The 21,181-nt window shown below is 72.3% G+C and carries 19 protein-coding genes; 18 read left to right on the top strand and 1 reads right to left on the bottom strand.

All coding sequences use genetic code 11. The annotated features are described in order from the left end of the window. The 4 genes from HTZ82_RS25790 to nusB all read left to right on the top strand — a co-directional run. Positions 1-593 (top strand): AAA family ATPase (locus HTZ82_RS25790; RefSeq protein WP_175411807.1); only part of this gene is annotated, 593 nt, incomplete at its 5' end. Positions 594-661: 68 nt separating this feature from the next. Next, positions 662-1,768, top strand: a complete 1,107-nt coding sequence (locus tag HTZ82_RS25785; protein WP_175411806.1) for an aminopeptidase P family protein — start codon at positions 662-664, stop codon at positions 1,766-1,768. 57 nt (positions 1,769-1,825) lie between these two features. After that, positions 1,826-2,392 (top strand): elongation factor P, encoded by a 567-nt coding sequence (gene efp, locus HTZ82_RS25780; RefSeq protein ID WP_175411805.1) that lies wholly within the window; start codon positions 1,826-1,828, stop codon positions 2,390-2,392. A 2-nt stretch (positions 2,393-2,394) separates the two neighbouring features. Next, the gene (gene nusB / locus HTZ82_RS25775) at positions 2,395-2,823 is read left to right on the top strand and encodes a transcription antitermination factor NusB (RefSeq protein WP_175411804.1); all 429 of its coding nucleotides are present in this window, start codon (positions 2,395-2,397) and stop codon (positions 2,821-2,823) included. 150 nt (positions 2,824-2,973) lie between these two features. Here nusB and bldD read toward each other — a convergent pair whose 3' ends face one another. After that, entirely contained in the window at positions 2,974-3,474 is a 501-nt protein-coding gene (bldD, locus tag HTZ82_RS25770; RefSeq protein ID WP_005319862.1) for a transcriptional regulator BldD, read from the bottom strand. A 229-nt stretch (positions 3,475-3,703) separates the two neighbouring features. Between bldD and pyrR the strand changes: the two genes are divergently transcribed. The 14 genes from pyrR to HTZ82_RS25700 all read left to right on the top strand — a co-directional run bounded on the left by pyrR (position 3,704) and on the right by HTZ82_RS25700 (position 20,574). Further along, complete coding sequence (gene pyrR, locus HTZ82_RS25765) at positions 3,704-4,288, top strand: bifunctional pyr operon transcriptional regulator/uracil phosphoribosyltransferase PyrR (RefSeq protein WP_175411803.1); 585 nt, start codon at positions 3,704-3,706, stop codon at positions 4,286-4,288. A gap of 212 nt (positions 4,289-4,500) precedes the next feature. Beyond that, complete coding sequence (locus HTZ82_RS25760; protein WP_175411802.1) at positions 4,501-5,520, top strand: aspartate carbamoyltransferase catalytic subunit; 1,020 nt, start codon at positions 4,501-4,503, stop codon at positions 5,518-5,520. Then, positions 5,517-6,803 (top strand): dihydroorotase, encoded by a 1,287-nt coding sequence (locus tag HTZ82_RS25755; RefSeq protein WP_175411801.1) that lies wholly within the window; start codon positions 5,517-5,519, stop codon positions 6,801-6,803. The genes HTZ82_RS25760 and HTZ82_RS25755 overlap by 4 nt, the downstream gene beginning before the upstream one ends. Before the next feature lie 5 nt (positions 6,804-6,808). After that, the gene (locus tag HTZ82_RS25750; protein ID WP_175411808.1) at positions 6,809-7,381 is read left to right on the top strand and encodes a hypothetical protein; all 573 of its coding nucleotides are present in this window, start codon (positions 6,809-6,811) and stop codon (positions 7,379-7,381) included. After that, complete coding sequence (gene carA / locus HTZ82_RS25745) at positions 7,378-8,523, top strand: glutamine-hydrolyzing carbamoyl-phosphate synthase small subunit (RefSeq protein ID WP_175411800.1); 1,146 nt, start codon at positions 7,378-7,380, stop codon at positions 8,521-8,523. The genes HTZ82_RS25750 and carA overlap by 4 nt, the downstream gene beginning before the upstream one ends. Continuing rightward, positions 8,516-11,824, top strand: a complete 3,309-nt coding sequence (gene carB / locus HTZ82_RS25740; RefSeq protein WP_175411799.1) for a carbamoyl-phosphate synthase large subunit — start codon at positions 8,516-8,518, stop codon at positions 11,822-11,824. The genes carA and carB overlap by 8 nt, the downstream gene beginning before the upstream one ends. Positions 11,825-11,896: 72 nt before the next feature. Continuing rightward, entirely contained in the window at positions 11,897-13,006 is a 1,110-nt protein-coding gene (locus tag HTZ82_RS25735) for a quinone-dependent dihydroorotate dehydrogenase (RefSeq protein WP_175411798.1), read from the top strand. After that, complete coding sequence (gene pyrF / locus HTZ82_RS25730; protein ID WP_175411797.1) at positions 13,003-13,848, top strand: orotidine-5'-phosphate decarboxylase; 846 nt, start codon at positions 13,003-13,005, stop codon at positions 13,846-13,848. The genes HTZ82_RS25735 and pyrF overlap by 4 nt, the downstream gene beginning before the upstream one ends. 372 nt (positions 13,849-14,220) lie before the next feature. Next, positions 14,221-14,544 (top strand): integration host factor, encoded by a 324-nt coding sequence (locus HTZ82_RS25725; protein ID WP_016638838.1) that lies wholly within the window; start codon positions 14,221-14,223, stop codon positions 14,542-14,544. A 50-nt stretch (positions 14,545-14,594) separates the two neighbouring features. Further along, positions 14,595-15,188: a guanylate kinase gene (gene gmk, locus HTZ82_RS25720; RefSeq protein ID WP_175411796.1), complete on the top strand. Its 594-nt coding sequence runs from the start codon at positions 14,595-14,597 to the stop codon at positions 15,186-15,188. Positions 15,189-15,221: 33 nt separating this feature from the next. Then, the gene (rpoZ, locus tag HTZ82_RS25715) at positions 15,222-15,494 is read left to right on the top strand and encodes a DNA-directed RNA polymerase subunit omega (RefSeq protein ID WP_003982715.1); all 273 of its coding nucleotides are present in this window, start codon (positions 15,222-15,224) and stop codon (positions 15,492-15,494) included. A 127-nt stretch (positions 15,495-15,621) separates the two neighbouring features. After that, a complete protein-coding gene (gene coaBC, locus HTZ82_RS25710) occupies positions 15,622-16,830 on the top strand; it encodes a bifunctional phosphopantothenoylcysteine decarboxylase/phosphopantothenate--cysteine ligase CoaBC (protein WP_175411795.1) in 1,209 nt (402 codons plus the stop codon). A gap of 264 nt (positions 16,831-17,094) precedes the next feature. Further along, entirely contained in the window at positions 17,095-18,303 is a 1,209-nt protein-coding gene (gene metK, locus HTZ82_RS25705; RefSeq protein ID WP_175411794.1) for a methionine adenosyltransferase, read from the top strand. 111 nt (positions 18,304-18,414) lie between these two features. Next, the gene (locus tag HTZ82_RS25700) at positions 18,415-20,574 is read left to right on the top strand and encodes a primosomal protein N' (protein WP_175411793.1); all 2,160 of its coding nucleotides are present in this window, start codon (positions 18,415-18,417) and stop codon (positions 20,572-20,574) included. Positions 20,575-21,181: the final 607 nt, after the last annotated feature.

The following is a 21,181-nucleotide window of genomic DNA, read 5'->3' as shown; positions in this document are numbered from 1 at the left end:
CCGCGACCGGCCCCGGCACGGGACCGGGGACCGGCACGGCGACCCTCGCCGTCCTGCTCATCGGCCCCGCGGGCGCGGGCAAGACCACGGTCGCCCGCCACTGGGCCAGGAGCCGCCGCGTTCCCACCGCCCACATCAGCCTCGACGACGTACGCGAATGGGTCTGCTCCGGCTTCGCAGACCCGCAGGACGGCTGGAACGACCAGTCCGAGGCCCAGTACCGGCTCGCCCGCCGCACCTGCGGCTTCGCCGCCCGCAACTTCCTCGCGAACGGCATCTCCTGCATCCTCGACGACGCCGTGTTCCCCGACCGCCCCGTCGTGGGCCTCGGCGGCTGGAAACGCCACGTCGGCCCCGGCCTCCTGCCCGTCGTGCTCCTGCCCGGCCTGGAGATCGTCCTGGAGCGCAACGCCGAGCGCAGCGGCAACCGCCGCCTCTCCGACGAGGAGGTCGCCGGCATCCACGGCCGCATGGCCGGCTGGCACGCGTCGGGCCTGCCGATCATCGACAACTCCAAGTACGACGTCGAGACCACCGCGCGCGTACTCGACGACGTCCTGGCCCGCTCCCTCGCCAGCCCGCCGTCCTGGTGACCCCGGGCCGCGCCCCGGTCGGACCCGCTGGACCTGCCGGGTGCGCCGCGCGCTCGTAGGCTCGGGTCATGTCCCAGGTGTATGCGGACCGCCGAGGGCGGCTGCGCGAGCGGTGTGCGGCGGCCGGATCAGCGGCGGTGCTGGTCTCCCGCCCCGCCAACGTCCGCTATCTCTCGGGCGGCGCGCCGCCCGGCGCCGTGCTGCTCGTCGGCATGGACCAGGACGTGCTGCTCTGCCCCCGTACGCCGGTCGGGGACGCGGTCGAGGGGCGGCTCGACGAGGCGCTGCGGGTCGACGTGCTGCCGCCGTCCGGCGGTGACCCGGCCGTGGCCGCCGCCGCGCTCGCGGGGCGGACGGGCGCCGACACGCTCGCCGTCGAGGAGCACCACCTGAGCGTCGCCCGCCACCGGGCCCTCGGCTCCGTCGTGCCCCGGCTGCGCCTCGCCGACCTGGGCACCGCCATCGAACAGGAGCGGATCGTCAAGGACGACGAGGAGATCACCTGCCTCAGGATCGCCGCCGAGATCTCCGACCAGGCCCTCGGCGAGCTCCTCGAATCCATCCTGGTCGGCCGCACCGAACGGCACCTCGCGCTGGAGCTGGAGCGCCGGCTCGTCGACCACGGCGCCGACGGCCCCGCGTTCCCCACGTCCGTCGCCACCGGCCCCAACTCCGGGCGGGGCGGACACCGGCCGTCCGACCGCCGGGTCGAGGAGGGCGACTTCCTCTCCGTCTGCCTCGGCGCGAACTACCGCGGCTACCGCTGCGAGATCGGCCGTACGTTCGTCATCGGATCGGCCCCCGCCGACTGGCAGATCGAGCTGTACGACCTCGTCTTCACCGCCCAGCGCGCCGCCCGCGAGGCCCTCGTACCCGGCACCGCCTACCGCGACGTCGACCGGGCGGCCCGCCAGCTCCTGGACGCCGCCGGCTACGGCGAGGCGCTCGCACCGTGCCTCGGGCACGGCGTGGGCCTGGAAATCGAGGAGGACCCGCAGCTCTCCCCGTCGGCCATGGGTAAACTGGACGCTTGCGTGCCGGTCACCGTCGAACCAGGGGTCCACCTCCCGGGACGGGGCGGGGTCCGGATCGATGACACGCTCGTCGTACGCCAGGAGGCGGACGGCGGCCCCGAGCTACTCACCATCACGACCAAGGAGCTGCTCGCGCTCTAGCGCGTACCGTGCCCACCTCGGTCGTCCACCAGCGTCAGTCCAGGAGATTCCGCAACCGTGGCCACCACGAACGACCTCAAGAACGGCATGGTGCTCAAGCTCGACAACGACCAGCTCTGGTCCGTCGTCGAGTTCCAGCACGTGAAGCCCGGCAAGGGCCCGGCCTTCGTGCGCACCAAGCTCAAGAACGTGCTCTCCGGGAAGATCGTCGACAAGACCTTCAACGCCGGTGTCAAGGTCGAGACGGCCACCGTCGACCGCCGTGACATGCAGTTCTCGTACATGGACGGCGAGTACTTCGTCTTCATGGACATGCAGACCTACGACCAGCTGCACGTCGACCGCAAGGCCGTCGGCGACGCCGCCAACTTCCTGGTCGAGGGCTTCACCGCCTCCGTCGCCCAGCACGAGGGCGAGGTGCTCTACGTCGAGCTGCCGGCCGCCGTCGAGCTGACGATCCAGGAGACCGAGCCGGGCGTCCAGGGCGACCGCTCCACCGGTGGCACCAAGCCCGCCGTCCTGGAGACCGGCCACCAGATCCAGGTCCCGCTCTTCATCACCACCGGTGAGAAGATCAAGGTCGACACCCGCACGAGCGACTACCTCGGCCGGGTGAACAGCTAACCGTGGCTGCCCGCAACAAGGCCCGCAAGCGCGCCTTCCAGATCCTCTTCGAGGCCGACCAGCGCGGTACGTCCGTGCAGGAGGTCCTCGCGGACTGGATCCGGCACGCGCGGTCCGACGACCGGCAGCCGCCGGTCAACGAGTACACGATGGAGCTCGTCGAGGGCTACGCCAAGTACGCCGAGCGCATCGACGAGCTCATCGCCACCTACGCGGTGGGCTGGACACTCGACCGGATGCCCGTCGTCGACCGCAACATCCTGCGCCTCGGTGCGTATGAACTGGTGTGGGTCGACAGCGTTCCGGACGCCGTCGTCATCGACGAGGCGGTCCAGCTCGCCAAGGAGTTCTCCACGGACGAGTCACCGTCCTTCGTCAACGGTCTGATGGCCCGCTTCAAGGATCTGAAGCCGAGCCTGCGCCGGGACTGAACGCCTGCCCGAAGGGCCCGCCGTGCACCTCGCGTGCCGCGGGCCCTTCGGCGTACCCGGAGCGCGTACCCCGACTGAAACGCGCCGGAGGGTGACCCCGGAATCCGGGGCCACCCTCCGGCGGCAACGTTTCTGCTGGTGTGGGCTCGGTCAGCTCTCCTCGTGCGCGACGGCCCGGCGGGCGTCCGCGTCCAGCACGCCCCAGCTGATCAGCTGCTCGGTGAGGACCGAGGGCGACTGGTCGTAGATGACCGCGAGCGTGCGCAGGTCGTCCTGGCGGATCGAGAGCACCTTGCCGTTGTAGTCGCCGCGCTGCGACTGGATCGTCGCCGCGTAGCGCTGCAGCGGGCCCGCCTTCTCCTGCGGGACGTGCGCCAGGCGCTCCAGGTCCAGGACCAGCTTCGGCGGCGGCTCGGCGGCCCCGCCAGGCGTGGTGCCCGGCAGCAGCTCCTGCACCGGGACGCCGTAGAAGTCGGCAAGCTCGGCGAGGCGCTGCACGGTCACGGCGCGGTCGCCGCGCTCGTACGAGCCGACCACGACGGCCTTCCAGCGGCCCTGGGACTTCTCCTCCACGCCGTGGAGGGAGAGGCCCTGCTGGGTGCGGATGGCACGGAGCTTGGCCCCGAGCTGTTTTGCGTATTCGCTGGACATATAGCTCCCCGGACACTCTGACAACGTGCGGCTCCGCCGCGTGGCTGGTAACTCACTGTGAGGTTACGCAGCGTTACCTGCGCCCGTCAAGCCGAACGGTCCGTACCACCCCCACCAGGGGGTGATGGCCCGGGGCGGAGCTGCCTTCCCGGCCCTGGTACCGTGGGAACCGCACTTCAGACGTCCTTTAAGGTCCGTCCCGTGAGGCGGAGAAGGAGGTCCGTTTCGTATGGACGCCATTCAGCAGTCCGATGCCGCCCGCCCCGTACTCGAGGGCCCGGACATCGCGCGGGTACTGACCCGCATCGCCCACGAGATCGTCGAGCGCGCCAAGGGCGCCGACGACGTCGTCCTCCTCGGCATCCCGACGCGCGGCGTGTTTCTCGCCCGGCGGCTCGCCGACAAGCTCGAGCAGATCACCGGCCGCGCCATGCCGGTCGGATCGCTCGACATCACCATGTACCGCGACGACCTGCGGCTCCGCCCGGCGCGTACGCTCGCCCGCACGGACATCCCGGGCGACGGCATCGACGGCCGCCTGGTCGTCCTCGTCGACGACGTGCTGTTCTCCGGCCGCACCATCCGCGCCGCACTCGACGCCCTCGGCGACATCGGCAGGCCGCGCGCCGTGCAGCTCGCCGTCCTCGTCGACCGCGGCCACCGCGAGCTGCCCATCCGCGCCGACTACGTCGGCAAGAACCTGCCCACGTCGCTGCGCGAGACGGTCAAGGTCCAGCTCGCCGAGGAGGACGGCCGCGACGCCGTGCTGCTCGGCCTGCGGGAGCCCGCGCCGTCCGTGCCCGGCGAGCGCTAGCCACCGCGCAGACGGGCCTCCCCCGCCCCAACTGGGGCTCCGCCCCAGACCCCGTATCGCGCCTGAACGGCGCTCGTCCTCAATCGCCGGACGGGCTCAAAATTGAGCCCCTCCGGCGATTGAGGAGCGGGGGTCCGGGGGCAGAGCCCCCGGATCGGGAAGACCCGCCGGTCACGGAATCCCGAGCCCCACACACCCGGAGAACACCCCAGATGAAGCGCCACCTCATCTCGGCCGCCGACCTCACCCGCGACGACGCCGTCCTCATCCTCGACACCGCCGAGGAGATGGCCCGGGTGGCCGACCGGCCGATCAAGAAGCTGCCCACCCTGCGCGGCCGCACGATCTGCAACCTCTTCTTCGAGGACTCCACCCGCACCCGGATCTCCTTCGAAGCGGCCGAAAAGCGCCTCTCCGCCGACGTCATCAACTTCGCCGCCAAGGGCTCCAGCGTCTCCAAGGGCGAGTCCCTCAAGGACACCGCGCAGACCCTGGAGGCCATGGGCGTCGACGCCGTCGTCATCCGGCACAGCGCATCCGGCGCCCCCTACCGGCTCGCCACGTCCGGCTGGATCGACGCCCCCGTGATCAACGCCGGTGACGGCACCCACCAGCACCCCACGCAGGCGCTCCTCGACGCGTTCACCATGCGCCGCCGCCTCCTCGGCCCGGACGCCGGCATCGGGCAGGACCTCACCGGCAAGCGCATCACGCTCGTCGGCGACGTCCTGCACAGCCGCGTCGCCCGCTCCAACGTCGACCTGCTGCACACCCTGGGCGCCGAGGTCACCCTGGTCGCGCCGCCCACCCTCGTGCCCGTCGGCGTCGACCACTGGCCCTGCGAGGTCTCGTACGACCTCGACAGCACCCTCCCGAAGTCCGACGCCGTGATGATGCTGCGCGTGCAGCGCGAGCGCATGAACGCCGCGTTCTTCCCCACCGAGCGCGAGTACTCGCGCCGCTACGGCCTGGACGGCGACCGCATGGCGCGGATGCCGGAGCACGCCGTCGTCATGCACCCCGGCCCCATGGTGCGCGGCATGGAGATCACCGCCGAGGTCGCCGACTCGCCGCGCTGCACGGTCGTCGAGCAGGTCGCCAACGGCGTCTCCATCCGCATGGCCGTCCTCTACCTGCTGCTCGGCGGCAACGAACCCGCCGTCACCCAGCCGTCGTCCCCGGCGGCCCCGTCCGCCACGCCGTCCCGTACCGAGGAGAAGCAAGACCGATGAGCAAGACCCTGATCCGTGGTGCGAAGATCCTCGGCGGCGAGGTCCAGGACGTTCTCGTCGACGGCGAGACCATCGCCGCCGTCGGCACCGGTCTGAGCGCCGAAGGCGCCACCGTCGTCGAGGCCGGCGGGCAGATCCTGCTGCCCGGCCTCGTCGACCTGCACACCCACCTGCGCGAGCCCGGCCGCGAGGACTCCGAGACCGTCCTCACCGGCACCCGCGCCGCGGCGAGCGGCGGCTACACGACCGTGTTCGCCATGGCCAACACCTTCCCGGTCGCCGACACGGCCGGTGTCGTCGAGCAGGTCTACCGGCTCGGCCGGGAGCACGGCTACTGCGACGTGCAGCCCATCGGCGCCGTCACCGTCGGCCTGGAGGGCAAGAAGCTCGCAGAGCTCGGCGCCATGCACGAGTCCGCGGCCGGCGTCACCGTCTTCTCCGACGACGGCAAGTGCGTCGACGACGCCGTGATCATGCGCCGCGCCCTGGAGTACGTGAAGGCCTTCGGCGGCGTCATCGCCCAGCACGCCCAGGAGCCCCGGCTCACCGAGGGCGCCCAGATGAACGAGGGCGTCGTCTCCGCCGAGCTCGGCCTGGGCGGCTGGCCGGCCGTCGCCGAGGAGTCGATCATCGCCCGCGATGTGCTCCTCGCCGAACACGTCGGCTCCCGCGTCCACATCTGCCACCTGTCGACGGCCGGGTCGGTCGAGATCGTACGGTGGGCCAAGTCGCGCGGCATCGACGTCACCGCCGAGGTCACCCCGCACCACCTCCTCCTCACGGACGAGATGGTCCGCACGTACAACCCGGTCTACAAGGTGAACCCGCCGCTGCGCACCGAGCGCGACGTCATGGCGCTGCGCGAGGCCCTCGCGGACGGCACCATCGACATCGTCGCCACCGACCACGCCCCGCACCCGCACGAGGACAAGGACTGCGAGTGGGCCGCCGCCGCCATGGGCATGGTCGGCCTGGAGACCGCGCTGTCCGTCGTCCAGCACACGATGGTCGAGACGGGCCTCCTCGACTGGGCCGGCGTCGCCGACCGCATGTCTGTCAGGCCCGCCGCGATCGGTGGCGCGACCGGCCAGGGACGGCCCGTCTCGGCTGGTGAGCCCGCCAACCTCACGCTGGTCGATCCGGCTTACCGTGGTGCGGTGGACCCCGCGACCTTCGCCTCCCGCAGCAGCAACACCCCGTACGAGGGCCGTGAGCTGCCGGGGCGCGTCACGCACACCTTCCTGCGGGGCCGCGCCACGCTCATGGACGGGAAGCTCGCGTGACAAGCCTGACCACACTCACCCCCCTCGCCGTCGAGCAGAAGTCGGCGGAGGTGACCGACTGGGCCGCCCGCCTCGGCTGGGTCGCCGGACTGCTGCTCTTCGTCGCCTTCGTCTACTGGCTGATGCGCCAGGGCTGGAAGTGGCGCGGCAGCCTCCAGTCGGGCCTGCCGGAGCTCCCCACCGCGCCGGATGCCCCCGGCGAGGCGAAACTGAGCATGAGCGGTCGCTACCACGGGTCCACGACCGCCGGGCAGTGGCTCGACCGGATCGTGGCCCACGGCCTCGGCACCCGCAGCCGCGCCGAGGTCACGCTCACGGACGCCGGCCTGAACGTCGTACGCCCCGGGGCGAGCGACTTCTTCGTACCGGCCGGACAGCTGCGCGGCGCCCGCCTCGACAAGGGCATCGCCGGCAAGGTCCTCGCCGAGGGCGGACTGCTGATCGTCACCTGGCAGCACGGCGACCGGCTGATCGACTCCGGCTTCCGGTCCGACCGGGCGGCCGAGCACGCCGACTGGACCGAGGCCCTCAACTCCATGACCACCACGCACACCACGACGGAAGGCGCCGCACGATGACGACCTCCACCCGGGGAACCAGGATTCCCGCCGTACTCGTCCTGGAGGACGGCCGCAGCTTCCGCGGCCGCGCCTACGGGGCCGTGGGGGAGACGTTCGGCGAGGCCGTCTTCTCCACCGGCATGACCGGCTACCAGGAGACCCTGACCGACCCGTCGTACCACCGCCAGGTCGTCGTGATGACCGCCCCGCACGTCGGCAACACCGGCGTCAACGACGAGGACCCGGAGTCCGCCCGCATCTGGGTCTCCGGCTACGTCGTCCGCGACCCCGCCCGCACCCCCTCGAACTGGCGCTCCCAGCGCTCCCTGGACGAGGAGCTGGAGCGGCAGGGCGTCGTCGGCATCAGCGGTATCGACACCCGCGCCCTCACCCGCCATCTGCGCGAGCGCGGCGCCATGCGCGTCGGCATCTTCTCCGGCGACGCCTGGACCGGGGTGCGCGAGGAGGCGCTGCTGGCGAAGGTCAGGGCGCAGCCCCAGATGAAGGGCGCGAACCTCTCCGCCGAGGTCGCCACCGAGGAGCCGTACGTCGTCCCCGCGATCGGCGAGAAGAAGTTCACCGTCGCCGCCGTCGACCTCGGCATCAAGGGCATGACCCCGCAGCGGATGGCCGAGCGCGGCATCGAGGTGCACGTGCTGCCCGCCACCGCCACCGTCGAGGACGTGTACGCCGTCAACCCCGACGGTGTCTTCTTCTCCAACGGCCCCGGCGACCCCGCCACCGCCGACGGCCCCGTCGCCCTCATGCGGGCCGTCCTGGAGCGCAGGACGCCCCTGTTCGGCATCTGCTTCGGCAACCAGATCCTCGGCCGCGCGCTCGGCTTCGGCACGTACAAGCTGAAGTACGGCCACCGCGGCATCAACCAGCCCGTGCAGGACCGTACGACCGGCAAGGTCGAGGTCACCGCGCACAACCACGGCTTCGCCGTCGACGCCCCGCTCGACAAGGTGTCCGACACCCCCTACGGCCGCGCCGAGGTCTCCCACGTCTGCCTCAACGACAACGTCGTGGAGGGCCTCCAGCTGCTCGACCAGCCGGCCTTCAGCGTCCAGTACCACCCCGAGGCGGCCGCGGGCCCGCACGACGCCGCGTACCTCTTCGACCGCTTTGTTTCTCTGATGGAGGCCGAGCGTGCCTAAGCGCACCGATATCCAGTCCGTCCTGGTCATCGGCTCCGGCCCGATCGTCATCGGCCAGGCCGCCGAGTTCGACTACTCCGGCACCCAGGCGTGCCGCGTCCTCAAGGCCGAAGGCCTGCGCGTCATCCTGGTCAACTCCAACCCGGCGACGATCATGACCGACCCGGAGATCGCCGACGCCACGTACGTCGAGCCGATCACCCCCGAGTTCGTCGAGAAGATCATCGCCAAGGAGCGCCCCGACGCCCTCCTGCCCACCCTGGGCGGCCAGACCGCGCTCAACACCGCGATCTCCATGCACGAGCAGGGCGTCCTGGAGAAGTACGGCGTGGAGCTGATCGGCGCCAACGTCGAGGCGATCCACAAGGGCGAGGACCGCGACCTCTTCAAGGGCGTCGTCGAAGCCGTCCGCGCCAAGATCGGCCACGGCGAGTCCGCCCGGTCCGTGATCTGCCACTCCATGGACGAGGTCCTCGCCGGCGTCGAGACGCTCGGCGGCTACCCCGTCGTCGTCCGCCCCTCCTTCACCATGGGCGGCGCCGGCTCCGGCTTCGCCCACGACGAGGAGGAGCTGCGCCGTATCGCCGGCCAGGGCCTCACGCTCTCCCCGACCACCGAGGTGCTCCTGGAGGAGTCCATCCTCGGCTGGAAGGAGTACGAGCTGGAGCTGATGCGCGACAAGCACGACAACGTCGTGGTCGTCTGCTCCATCGAGAACTTCGACCCCATGGGCGTGCACACCGGTGACTCGATCACGGTCGCCCCGGCGATGACGCTCACCGACCGCGAGTACCAGACCCTCCGTGACGTCGGCATCGCGATCATCCGCGAGGTCGGCGTCGACACCGGCGGCTGCAACATCCAGTTCGCCGTCAACCCCGAGGACGGCCGGGTCATCGTCATCGAGATGAACCCGCGCGTGTCCCGCTCCTCCGCGCTCGCCTCCAAGGCGACCGGCTTCCCGATCGCCAAGATCGCGGCCAAGCTGGCCGTCGGCTACACGCTGGACGAGATCCCGAACGACATCACGCAGGAGACCCCGGCCTCCTTCGAGCCCACGCTCGACTACGTCGTGGTCAAGGCGCCGCGCTTCGCCTTCGAGAAGTTCCCGTCCGCCGACTCCACCCTCACCACCACCATGAAGTCGGTCGGTGAGGCCATGGCCATCGGCCGCAACTTCACCGAGGCCCTCCAGAAGGCGCTGCGGTCCCTGGAGAAGAAGGGCAGCCAGTTCACCTTCACCGGCGAGCCCGGCGACAAGGACGAGCTGCTGCGCGAGGCCGTGCGCCCCACCGACGGCCGGATCAACGCCGTCATGCAGGCCATCCGCGCCGGCGCCACCCCCGACGAGGTCTTCGACGCGACGAAGATCGACCCGTGGTTCGTCGACCAGCTCTTCCTGATCAAGGAGATCGCCGACGAGCTGGCCGCCGCCGAGAAGCTCGACCCCGAGCTGCTCGCCGAGGCCAAGCGGCACGGCTTCTCCGACCAGCAGATCGCGGACATCCGCGGCCTGCGCGAGGACGTCGTCCGCGAGGTCCGGCACGCACTCGGCGTCCGCCCGGTCTACAAGACCGTCGACACCTGCGCCGCCGAGTTCGCCGCCCGGACGCCGTACTTCTACTCCTCGTACGACGAGGAGACCGAGGTCGCGCGCCGCGAGAAGCCCGCCGTGATCATCCTCGGCTCGGGCCCGAACCGTATCGGCCAGGGCATCGAGTTCGACTACTCCTGCGTCCACGCCTCCTTCGCGCTGTCCGACGCCGGGTACGAGACCGTGATGGTCAACTGCAACCCGGAGACGGTCTCCACGGACTACGACACCTCCGACCGCCTGTACTTCGAGCCGCTGACGCTCGAGGACGTGCTGGAGATCGTCCACGCCGAGCAGCAGGCCGGCCCGATCGCCGGTGTGATCGTCCAGCTCGGCGGCCAGACCCCGCTCGGCCTCGCCCAGGCGCTCAAGGACAACGGCGTGCCGATCGTCGGCACCTCCCCGGAGGCCATCCACGCCGCCGAGGACCGCGGCGCCTTCGGCCGCGTCCTGACCGAGGCCGGCCTCCCGGCGCCCAAGCACGGCACGGCCACCACGTTCGCCGAGGCCAAGGCCATCGCGGACGAGATCGGCTACCCGGTCCTGGTCCGCCCGTCGTACGTGCTCGGCGGCCGCGGCATGGAGATCGTCTACGACGAGGCGCGGCTCTCCGCGTACATCGCCGAGTCCACCGAGATCTCCCCGACCCGGCCGGTCCTCGTGGACCGCTTCCTCGACGACGCCATCGAGATCGACGTCGACGCCCTGTACGACGGCGAGGAGCTGTACCTCGGCGGCGTCATGGAGCACATCGAGGAGGCCGGCATCCACTCCGGCGACTCGGCGTGCGCCCTGCCCCCGATCACCCTCGGCGGCTTCGACATCAAGCGGCTGCGCACCTCCACCGAGGCCATCGCGAAGGGCGTCGGCGTCCGCGGCCTGATCAACATCCAGTTCGCCATGGCCGGGGACATCCTGTACGTCCTGGAGGCCAACCCGCGCGCCTCCCGCACGGTCCCCTTCACCTCCAAGGCGACCGCCGTGCCGCTCGCGAAGGCCGCCGCCCGCATCTCGCTGGGCGCCACCGTCGCCGAGCTGCGCGCCGAGGGCCTGCTCCCGAAGAACGGCGACGGCGGCTCGCTGCCGCTCGACGCGCCGATCTCCGTCAAGGAGGCCGTGATGCCGTGGAGCCGCTTCCGCGACATCCACGGGCGCGGCGTCGACACCGTCCTCGGCCCGGAGATGCGCTCCACCGGCGAGGTCATGGGCATCGACTCGGTCTTCGGCACGGCGTACGCCAAGTCGCAGGCCGGCGCGTACGGACCGCTGCCCACCAAGGGCCGCGCGTTCATCTCGGTCGCCAACCGCGACAAGCGCTCGATGATCTTCCCGGCCCGCGAGCTGGTCGCCCACGGCTTCGAGCTGCTCGCCACCTCCGGCACGGCCGAGGTCCTCAAGCGCAACGGCCTCAACGCCACCGTCGTGCGCAAGCAGTCCGAGGGCGAGGGCCCCGGCGGCGAGAAGACCATCGTCCAGCTCATCCACGCCGGCGAGGTCGACCTCATCGTCAACACCCCGTACGGCACCGGCGGCCGCCTCGACGGCTACGACATCCGCACGGCCGCCGTGGCGCGCGGCGTCCCCTGCCTCACGACGGTCCAGGCGCTCGCCGCCGCCGTCCAGGGCATCGACGCGCTCAACCACGGCGGGGTCGGCGTCCGCTCCCTCCAGGAACACGCCGAACACCTGATCGCGGCCCGCGACTAGCAGCCCACGAGGGGGACACCGGAAACGGTGTCCCCCTCCTCATGAGGACCCACCTTCAGGACACCACTGCCGATGTACGAACTGTTCTTCCACCTCGTCTTCAAGCGCATGGACCCGGAGCGCGCCCACCACATGGCCGTCCGCTGGATCCGCCTGACCGCCCGCGTGCCCGTCCTGCGGACCTTCGTCGCGGCCTTCTTCGCCCCCCGCCACAAGGAGCTGCGCACCGAGGCGCTCGGCCTGCGCTTCCACAGCCCCTTCGGGCTCGCGGCCGGCTTCGACAAGAACGCCGTCGCCATCGACGGCATGGCCATGCTCGGCTTCGACCATGTCGAGATCGGCACCGTCACCGGCGAACCGCAGCCCGGCAACCCCAAGAAGCGCCTCTTCCGCCTGCTCCCGGACCGCGCCCTGATCAACCGCATGGGCTTCAACAACGAGGGCTCGGCCGCCGTCGCGGAACGCCTCCACGCGCGCGTGCCGGTCTTCAGGACCGTCGTCGGCGTCAACATCGGCAAGACCAAGGCCGTCCCGGAGGCCGACGCCGCCGCCGACTACGTGAAGTCGACCGAGCGCCTCGCCCGGCACGCCGACTACCTGGTCGTCAACGTCTCCTCGCCGAACACGCCGGGGCTGCGCAACCTCCAGGCCACGGAGTCCCTCCGGCCCCTCCTCACGGCCGTCCGCGCGGCCGCCGACCGCACGGTCACCGATCGCCGCGTCCCGCTCCTCGTGAAGATCGCGCCCGACCTGGCCGACGAGGATGTCGACGCCGTCGCCGACCTCGCCGTGGAGTTGGGCCTGGACGGCATCATCGCCACCAACACCACCATCGCGCGCGAGGGCCTCGGCCTCACATCGGACCCTGCGGTGGTCAAGGAGACCGGCGGACTGTCCGGCGCCCCCCTGAAGGCCCGCTCCCTGGAGGTCCTGCGCCGGCTCTACGCGCGCGTGGGCGACCGCCTCGTCCTCGTCGGCGTCGGCGGCATCGAGGACGCCGAGGACGCCTGGCAGCGCATCCTCGCCGGCGCCACCCTCGTCCAGGGCTACAGCGCCTTCATCTACGAGGGCCCCGGCTACGCCCGCGCCGTCCACCAGGGCCTCGCGGCGCGCCTCAAGGCCTCCCCGTACGCCACGCTCGCCGACGCCGTCGGCGCCGACACCCGAAAGGCCACCGCATGAGCCCCCTCGAACCGTTCGGCGCCCGCCTCCGCCGGGTCATGGACGAGCGCGGCCCCCTGTGCGTCGGCATCGACCCGCACGCGTCGCTGCTGTCCGCCTGGGACCTGACGGACGACGTCAACGGCCTGGAGACCTTCACGCGCACCGTCGTCGAGTCCCTCGCCGGCACCGTCGCGGTCTTCAAGCCGCAGAGCGCGTTCTTCGAACGCTTCGGCTCCCACGGCATCGCCGTCCTGGAGCAGGCCGTCATCGACCTGCGCGAGGCCGGCGCCCTCGTCGTCATGGACGCCAAGCGCGGCGACATCGGCTCCACCATGGCCGCGTACGCCGAGACGTATCTGCGCAAGGACGCGCCGCTGTTCTCGGACGCGCTGACGGTCTCCCCGTACCTGGGCTACGGCTCCCTGAAGCCGGCCGTCGACCTCGCGCGCGAGAACGGCGCGGGGCTGTTCGTCCTCGCCCTCACCTCCAACCCGGAGGGCGCCGAGGTGCAGCGCGCCGTGCGCGCCGACGGCCGGACCGTCGCCGCCACCATGCTGGCGCACCTCGCGGCGGAGAACGCGGGGGAGAGCCCGATGGGCTCCTTCGGCGCGGTGGTCGGCGCGACCCTCGGCGACCTGTCGTCGTTCGACCTGGACGTGAACGGCCCGCTCCTCGCCCCCGGCATCGGCGCCCAGGGCGCGACCGCGGCGGATCTCCCGGCGGTCTTCGGCGCCGCGGTGCGCAACGTCGTGCCGAACGTCAGCCGGGGCGTCCTCCGGTACGGCCCCGACCCGGTGGCCCTGCACGACGCGGCCGCGCGGTACGCGGACGAGGTCCGGGCGGCGGTCGCCGCGGCCTGACCCTGGGCCGGGAGAGCAGGCCGAGGCCGGTCCGGAGCGTGCTGTGACGCACCTCACGGCGCCGCGGACCTGCCCGGACCGCCTCCGGATCCCCGCCCGCTGCCCCGGTGTGACGCCCCCGGGACGGGCCGTGACGGGTCTTGACGGATTCGCGCCCCCAACGAGTGCATTGTGTCCTGTTTGTCTGGCAGGATCGATGCTGACCAGGACTTTTCCTCTGTTCTCGCTGACTCTGGCGGCCCAGGCCGCTAGTCTCCGACGAGAGTCAGCGTTCGCAGCGGTCACTGCGTTGCTCGTTGCTCCCTTGGTGTGGGCCGACTAGGTTCCTCACCGGTCCGTATCCGACAGTTCGACATCCGAGGTGACGTAGGCGTGGCTCTTCCGCCCCTTACCCCTGAACAGCGCGCAGCCGCGCTCGAAAAGGCCGCCGCGGCTCGCCGGGAGCGGGCCGAGGTCAAGAATCGACTCAAGCACTCCGGTGCCTCGCTCCACGAGGTCATCAAGCAGGGTCAGGAGAACGACGTCATCGGCAAGATGAAGGTCTCCGCCCTCCTCGAGTCCCTGCCCGGCGTGGGCAAGGTCCGCGCCAAGCAGATCATGGAGCGGCTCGGCATCTCCGAGAGCCGCCGGGTGCGCGGTCTCGGCTCCAACCAGATCGCGTCCCTGGAGCGCGAGTTCGGCGGCTCCGGCGCCTGACGCCCGCCACCGGCGTCCAGGGCGCTCCCGGAAGCTGGAATAATCGCCCCATGGCTGCAACATCCCGGGGGACGACCCCCGAGCCCCCGGACGTACGTCCGCGACTGACCGTGCTCTCCGGCCCCTCAGGGGTCGGCAAGAGCACGGTCGTCGCCCATATGCGCAAGGTCCACCCGGAGGTCTGGCTCTCGGTGTCGGCCACGACCCGCAAGCCGCGACCCGGCGAGCAGGACGGCGTGCAGTACTACTTCGTCACCGACGACGAGTTCGACAAGCTGATCGCCAACGGCGAGCTGCTGGAGTGGGCCGAGTTCGCGGGCAACCGCTACGGCACGCCGCGCCGCGCGGTCCAGGACCGGCTGGAGGCCGGCGAACCCGTCCTCCTGGAGATCGACCTCCAGGGCGCCAGGCTCGTCCGCGAGTCCATGCCGGACGCCCAGCTCGTCTTCCTCGCCCCGCCGAGCTGGGAGGAACTGGTCCGCCGGCTCACCGGCCGCGGCACCGAGTCCCCCGAAGTCATCGAGCGGCGTCTCACGGCCGCCAGGGTCGAGCTCGCGGCGGAGTCCGAGTTCGACGTCACCCTGGTCAACACCTCCGTCGAGGACGTGGCGCGTGAGCTGCTAGCCTTGATGGACGTTGTCTGAATTTTCCCTGTCCACTTTTTCGGAAGGTAGAGCGTGTCCTCTTCCATCACCGCGCCCGAGGGCATCATCAACCCGCCGATCGACGAGCTGCTCGAGGCCACGGACTCGAAGTACAGCCTCGTGATCTACGCGGCCAAGCGTGCGCGGCAGATCAACGCGTACTACTCGCAGCTCGGTGAGGGCCTGCTCGAGTACGTCGGTCCGCTGGTGGACACCCACGTCCACGAGAAGCCGCTCTCGATCGCCCTCCGGGAGATCAACGCCGGTCTGCTGACCTCCGAGGCCGTCGAGGGCCCGGCGCAGTAAGCGCTGCCCCACTGTCATCACCAGGCCCGGCGGGATGTCCGCCGGGCCTGAGGTGTGTCCCGAAGGTCGTCGTTACGCATCGTTGCAGCAGAGCTCAGGATCGGAGCTCGTGAGAGCGGGAGGCGCAGTGCCCGAGCCCAAGCCCAAGGTCGTCCTCGGAGTCAGCGGCGGCATCGCCGCCTACAAGGCGTGCGAGCTGCTGCGCCGGCTGACCGAGTCCGGCCATGACGTACGGGTCGTCCCGACCGCGTCCGCGCTCCACTTCGTGGGCGCCGCCACCTGGTCCGCCCTCTCCGGCAACCCGGTCTCGGCCGAGGTCTGGGAGGACGTGCACGAGGTCCCGCACGTACGCATCGGACAGGAGGCCGACCTCGTGGTCGTCGCCCCCGCCACCGCCGACATGCTCGCCAAGGCCGCCCACGGCCTCGCCGACGACCTCCTCACCAACACACTGCTCACCGCCCGTTGCCCGGTGGTCTTCGCCCCGGCCATGCACACCGAGATGTGGGAGCACCCGGCCACCCAGGAGAACGTCGCCACGCTCCGCCGCCGCGGTGCCGTGGTCGTCGAACCGGCCGTCGGCCGCCTCACCGGCGTCGACACCGGCAAGGGCCGCCTGCCCGAGCCCGGCGAGATCTACGAGGTCTGCCGCAGGACCCTCGCCCGCGGCGTCACCGGGCCGGACCTCGCGGGCCGCCACGTCGTGGTCAGCGCGGGCGGCACGCGCGAGCCCCTCGACCCGGTCCGCTACCTGGGGAACCGTTCCTCCGGCAAGCAGGGCTACGCCCTGGCCCGTACGGCCGCGGCCCGCGGCGCCCGGGTCACGCTCATCGAGGCCAACACCGGCATCCCCGACCCGGCGGGCGTCGACGTCGTCCACGTCGGCACGGCGGTCCAGCTCCGCGAGGCGGTCCTGAAGGCGTCCGCCGACGCGGACGCGGTGGTCATGGCGGCGGCCGTCGCGGACTTCCGCCCCGCCACATACGCCGAAGGCAAGATCAAGAAGCAGGAGGGCCAGGAGCCGGCCCCCGTCGCACTGGTCCGCAACCCCGACGTCCTCGCCGAGATCTCCGCCGACCGCGCCCGCCCCGACCAGGTGATCGTGGGCTTCGCCGCCGAGACCGACGACGTCCTCGCCAACGGCCGCGCCAAGCTCCGCCGCAAGGGCTGCGACCTGCTCGTGGTCAACGAGGTGGGGGAGCGCAAGACGTTCGGCGCGGAGGAGAACGAGGCCGTGATCCTCGCCGCAGACGGCACGGAGACCCCGGTCCCGTACGGCCCGAAGGAGTCCCTCGCGGACACGGTCTGGGACCTGGTGGCGCGGCGTCTGCCCTGAGACCGGCCCGGGGTGGGCCGCATCACTCCGACCACCCCACGGGACGGGACGGCCACCCCCCGGAACGGCCCCTTCCCCCCGTCCACAAAGGTGATCTTCGAGCCGCCCATGCCGCCGATGTGGCCAATCAGGCGCCCGGCGTACGAGACACCTGGTCCATTGTCCGACCTCGCCCGATAAACTGTTCCTGGAACGACGCGGGGCGCAGCCCCCTGCCGGTCCGCCAATGATCAGCCAGCAGCCGCTGCAACCCCAGGGAGCGTTGTGTCCCGTCGTCTCTTCACCTCGGAGTCCGTGACCGAAGGTCACCCGGACAAGATCGCTGACCAGATCAGCGACACCATCCTCGACGCGCTGCTCCGGGAGGACCCGACCTCCCGTGTCGCCGTGGAGACCCTGATCACCACCGGTCTCGTCCACGTGGCCGGCGAGGTGACCACCAAGGCCTGGGCCGACATCCCCACGCTGGTGCGCGAGAAGATCCTGGAGATCGGCTACGACTCCTCGAAGAAGGGCTTCGACGGCGCCTCCTGCGGCGTTTCGGTGTCCATCGGCGCCCAGTCCCCGGACATCGCGCAGGGTGTCGACACGGCGTACGAGTCCCGGGTCGAGGGCGATGAGGACGAGCTCGACCGGCAGGGCGCCGGCGACCAGGGCCTGATGTTCGGCTACGCGTCGGACGAGACGCCCGAGCTGATGCCGCTGCCGATCCACCTGGCCCACCGCCTGTCCAAGCGCCTGACCGAGGTCCGCAAGAACGGCACCATCCCCTACCTGCGCCCCGACGGCAAGACGCAGGTCACCATCGAGTACGACGGCGACAAGGCCGTCCGCCTCGACACGGTCGTCGTCTCCTCGCAGCACGCCAGCGACATCGACCTGGAGTCGCTGCTCGCGCCGGACATCCGCGAGTTCGTCGTCGAACACGTCCTCAAGCAGCTCCTCGACGACGGCATCAAGCTCGACACCGACGGCTACCGCCTCCTCGTGAACCCCACCGGCCGCTTCGAGATCGGCGGCCCCATGGGCGACGCCGGCCTCACCGGCCGCAAGATCATCATCGACACGTACGGCGGCATGGCCCGCCACGGCGGCGGCGCCTTCTCCGGCAAGGACCCGTCCAAGGTCGACCGCTCCGCCGCCTACGCCATGCGCTGGGTCGCCAAGAACGTCGTCGCCGCCGGCCTCGCCTCCCGCTGCGAGGTCCAGGTCGCGTACGCCATCGGCAAGGCCGAGCCCGTCGGCCTCTTCGTCGAGACCTTCGGCACCGCCAAGACCGAGGTCGAGAAGATCGAGGCCGCGATCAGCGAGGTCTTCGACCTCCGCCCGGCCGCGATCATCCGCGACCTCGACCTGCTCCGCCCGATCTACTCCCAGACCGCGGCGTACGGCCACTTCGGCCGCGAGCTCCCCGACTTCAGCTGGGAGCGCACCGACCGCGTCGACGCCCTCCGCAAGGCCGCCGGGCTGTAGTCCCGCGCCGTCGAGCAACCTCCCGGAGTCCGGCCCCGTCCCGTACGGCGCCGGACTCCGGCGTTTCCGGCGCCGGCGCCTTTGTCGGTGGCGTCTGGTAGGCATGGGGCTGTGAGCAGTGCGAACGGGGACCGGGAAGGGCGGCGGCCGGAAGGGCGGGCGCCCGAGCAGCTCGCGCTCATCAGGGAGAGCGTGCGGAAGGCGAAGGCGCCACGGGCCAAGCCCCGGACGTGGCGGGGAGCCGCGCTGGCCAAGGAGCTGCCGGTGGCGCGGGTCGTCGTCAACAAGGGCGTGCTCCATCTCGACCAGTTCTTCGACTACGCGGTGCCCGAGGAACTCGACGCCGTCGCGCGGCCCGGGGTGCGGGTGCGGGTGCGGTTCGGGGCCGGGGCGCATCAGGTGCGGGAAGGGCGGCGCGAGGGCGGGCGGCTCATCGACGGGTTCCTGGTGGAGCGCAGGGCCGAGAGCGACTACGCCGGGCCGCTGGCCGCGCTCGCCGACGTCGTGTCGCCCGAGCCCGTGCTCGGCCCCGAGCTGCTGGCGCTCGCGCGGGCGGTGGCCGACCGGTACGCGGGAAGCCTCGCCGATGTGCTGCAGCTCGCCGTGCCGCCCCGCAGCGCACGGGCCGAGGCCAGGCCGTCGCCCGAGCCGCTGCCGCCGCCGGCCGCCCCGGAGCCGGGCACATGGGGGCGGTACGCGCACGGGGAGGCGTTTCTGGAGGCTCTCGCGCGCGGGGGCGCACCCAGGGCCGTGTGGAACGCGCTGCCCGGCCCCCACTGGGCGGACGAGCTGGCCAGGGCGGTGGCCGCCACGCTCGCGTCCGGGCGCGGTGCGCTCGTCGTCGTCCCCGACGGGCGGGCCGCCGCGCGCGTGGACGCGGCGCTGAGCGGGCTCCTGGGGGAGGGGCGGCACGCCCTGCTCACCGCCGAGGCAGGGCCCGAGAAGCGGTACGGGCAGTGGCTGGCCGTGCGGCGCGGTGCCGTGCGCGCGGTCGTGGGGACCCGGGCCGCCATGTTCGCGCCCGTCCAGGATCTCGGGCTCGTCGTCATCTGGGACGACGGGGACGGCAGCCACAGCGAGCCGCACGCGCCCCAGCCCCACGCGCGCGATGTGCTGCTGCTGCGCGCCGCGCAGGACAAATGCGGTTTCCTGCTGGGCGGTACGAGCTGCACCGTGGAGGCCGCCCAGCTCGTCGAGAGCGGCTGGGCCCGACCCCTCGCGGCGCCCCGCGAGCAGGTACGGGCCGCGGCCCCCCTCGTACGGACCGTGGGCGACGGTGAGCTGGCGCGGGACGAGGCCGCGCGCGCCGCGCGCCTGCCGTCGCTCGGCTGGCAGGTCGTACGGGACGGGCTGAAGTCCGGGCCCGTGCTGGTCCAGGTGCCCCGGCGCGGGTACGTACCGCGGCTGGCGTGCGAGCGGTGCCGTACGCCCGCGCGCTGCCGGCACTGTGCGGGCCCCCTGGAGGCGCCCGGGCAGCGCGAGTTGAGGTGCGGGTGGTGCGGGCGCGGCGAGCCCGACTGGCGCTGCGCGGAGTGCGGTTCCGTACGGCTGCGGGCGCAGGTCGTGGGCGCCCGGCGCACCGCCGAGGAGCTCGGGCGGGTGTTCCCCGCCGTACCGGTCCGGACCTCCGGGCGCGATCACATCCTGGACTCGGTGCCCGGCCGGCCCGCCCTGGTGGTCAGCACGCCCGGCGCCGAGCCCGTCGCGGACGGCGGGTACGCGGCCGCGCTGCTGCTGGACGGCTGGGCGCTGCTGGGCCGGCCCGACCTGCGCGCCGCCGAGGAGGCGCTGCGGCGCTGGATCGACGCCGCGTCCCTCGTACGGGGCCAGAGCGAGGGCGGCACGGTCGTCGTGGTCGCCGAGCCGACGCTGCGGCCGGTGCAGGCGCTGGTGCGGTGGGACCCGGTGGGCCACGCGCAGCGGGAGCTGGCCGAGCGCGCCGAGCTGGGCTTCCCGCCGGTCTCCCGGATGGCCGCGGTGACGGGCCGGCCTGAGGCGGTCGAGGCGTTCGTGGCGGCCGCGCGGCTTCCCGCCGACGCCGAGGTGCTGGGCCCCGTACCGCTGCCGCCGGCCATGCCCGGCGGGCCGCGCCGCGTGGGCGACCCCCCGGCGGGCGAGCTCTGGGTGCGCGCCCTGATACGCGTCCCGCCCGGCAGTGGCGCGGCCCTGGCGGCCGCACTCAAAACCGCCCAGGCGTCCCGCCTCGCCCGCGGCAACGGGGACGCCACCGGCCCGGTGCGCATCCGCATCGACCCGCCGGACATCGGCTGAAGGAGGAAGCCGCACCCGGCAGCCGCGCTGCGCCGCAAGCCGCCGGGACCGGCCCGCGCGCTGGGACCTGGCGCACGCGCCGGAACCAGCCCGCGTGTCGGGACCTGGCCCGTGCGCTGGGACCTGGCCCGTGCGCTGGGGCCTGGCCCGTGCGTCGGGACCGGCCCGCGCGACGGGCGGCGGCCGGCCCGCCGGGGGCCCTGCCGGCCGGGGTCCTTGGCCGGCAGGACAGGGGGCGCGGCTCAGCGGACGCGCCATGCGCGGGCCGGGGACTGACCCTGTCCGGCCCCGTGATCCTGGCACCTGGACGCCGGACGGGATGTGGCTGGTCGGACGGGCGGGGCAGCGGGACGGGGCGCAGCCGCTCTGTCGGGGCCCATGGTGATCCGAGGCCCTGACCGGTGGACGCGGCGTGGCCGGTGCTCCGGGGCGTGCGCGCCGCGCGCTGAACCGGCACCGCCTCACGGGACCCCGGCCGCGCCGGTGGGTGCCCCGCGGCCGCCGCAGGGCGGGCGCGGAGTGGGTGGCCGTCACGCGAAAAGGGCCGCCCCGGTGCCCGGGGAGGGGTGGGCAGCGGGGCGGCCGGGGGTGGAGGGTGTCAGCCGTT

Origin of the sequence: Streptomyces sp. TRM64462, from assembly GCF_013362995.1 — a bacterium.
In the GTDB taxonomy this organism is placed as follows: Bacteria; Actinomycetota; Actinomycetes; order Streptomycetales; family Streptomycetaceae; genus Streptomyces.
This window is presented reverse-complemented; position numbering and strand designations above follow the sequence as displayed.

Bases quoted from the DNA above. Each gene is read 5' to 3' on its own strand.
- HTZ82_RS25785 (WP_175411806.1), top strand. From the start codon at position 662: ATGTCCCAGGTGTATGCGGACCGCCGAGGGCGGCTGCGCGAGCGGTGT.
- bldD (WP_005319862.1), bottom strand. From the start codon at position 3,474: ATGTCCAGCGAATACGCAAAACAGCTCGGGGCCAAGCTCCGTGCCATC.
- pyrR (WP_175411803.1), top strand. From the start codon at position 3,704: ATGGACGCCATTCAGCAGTCCGATGCCGCCCGCCCCGTACTCGAGGGC.
- HTZ82_RS25760 (WP_175411802.1), top strand. From the start codon at position 4,501: ATGAAGCGCCACCTCATCTCGGCCGCCGACCTCACCCGCGACGACGCC.
- HTZ82_RS25755 (WP_175411801.1), top strand. From the start codon at position 5,517: ATGAGCAAGACCCTGATCCGTGGTGCGAAGATCCTCGGCGGCGAGGTC.
- carA (WP_175411800.1), top strand. From the start codon at position 7,378: ATGACGACCTCCACCCGGGGAACCAGGATTCCCGCCGTACTCGTCCTG.
- HTZ82_RS25735 (WP_175411798.1), top strand. From the start codon at position 11,897: ATGTACGAACTGTTCTTCCACCTCGTCTTCAAGCGCATGGACCCGGAG.
- pyrF (WP_175411797.1), top strand. From the start codon at position 13,003: ATGAGCCCCCTCGAACCGTTCGGCGCCCGCCTCCGCCGGGTCATGGAC.
- gmk (WP_175411796.1), top strand. From the start codon at position 14,595: ATGGCTGCAACATCCCGGGGGACGACCCCCGAGCCCCCGGACGTACGT.